This is a genomic window from Rhodococcus sp. MT28, from assembly GCF_058792695.1.
In genome coordinates this window covers 1-977 of sequence record NZ_JBXAFD010000069.1, presented here as the reverse complement: position 1 = coordinate 977, position 977 = coordinate 1, and the positions used below count along the sequence as shown (strand labels likewise).

The window sequence follows — 977 nt, the reverse complement described above, 5'->3', positions numbered from 1 at the left end:
CCGTTGCCGATGAGGTTTGTGGTGGTTTCGAACCCTGCGGCGAACAACAGAATCGCGGTGCCGACGCATTCGTCGTCATCCAGGATGTCGTCGCCGTGCGCGACGGCGAGTCGGCTGAGTAGGTCATCGGCGGGGCGGGCGCGTTTGACCGCCAACAGGTCAGCGAAATACATGGCAAGTTGGTTCTCGGCTTCACAGGCGGCGGTCAGAGCCTCAACATTGGCTCCGGGTTCCAGTGAGGCGAGCAGGGCACGCACCAATGGCGCGGCAACTGCCCGATCGGCCGCGGGAACTCCCAGAAGTTCGCCTATCACATTCACAGGCAGCGGGAGCGCCAGATCGGTGATGATGTCGACGAAGACCTGTACCTCCATGACGTTAAGTAGGTGATGGATCTGTGTGATGATGCGGCTGCGCAACTCGTCAATGTGTCGAGGGGTGAACACGTCGGCCACCAGTCGACGCAGCCGGTGATGGTCAGGGGGGTTACGGAACAGCATGGTGCGCCGGAATCGATGCATGGCCCGACGTTGCAGCTCGTCAGGGATCTCGGACAAGCCGAAGCCCAGCGACTCGTCGGCCTTGCCGAGTCTGCGGTCGCGGAGCGCCGCCGCGCAATCGTCGTAGCGACTCAATACCAGCACCCCCGATCGCGTAACCAAGACGGGGCGCGTCTCTCGCAGCCGTCGGAACGCTTCGTAAGGTCCGGCTGCGCCGTGATCGGTGAGTAAGGCGTCCAGGAGCAGTTCCCTCTCGGTCGGTACATTCATGCTTGCCTCTTAGTATTCGCCTGTGACTGCAGGAAATGTTCGACGTCGACCAGGATGAACAGGGCGGTCGCCGTGGTGACCGATCGACCCTCTATATCCTCGATCCTGGCCGCGAGATTCAATTTCCGGCCATCGCGAGACCGTGTATCGGCGTGCAGGGTGTAAGGCGTGGCAAGCAGAACCGGCGCGAGGTAGTCGAGTTCGAGA

General features: G+C 61.8%; 1 protein-coding gene and 1 pseudogene. Both read right to left on the bottom strand.

The window, feature by feature from the left end:
- On the bottom strand, positions 1-770 hold a 770-nt coding region (locus AC1Q6C_RS33640), incomplete at its 3' end, for a cytochrome P450 family protein (RefSeq protein ID WP_492667132.1).
- Positions 767-977: pseudogene (locus AC1Q6C_RS33635) on the bottom strand (PaaI family thioesterase); the annotation flags it as partial. The gene AC1Q6C_RS33640 and the pseudogene AC1Q6C_RS33635, both read right to left, overlap by 4 nt.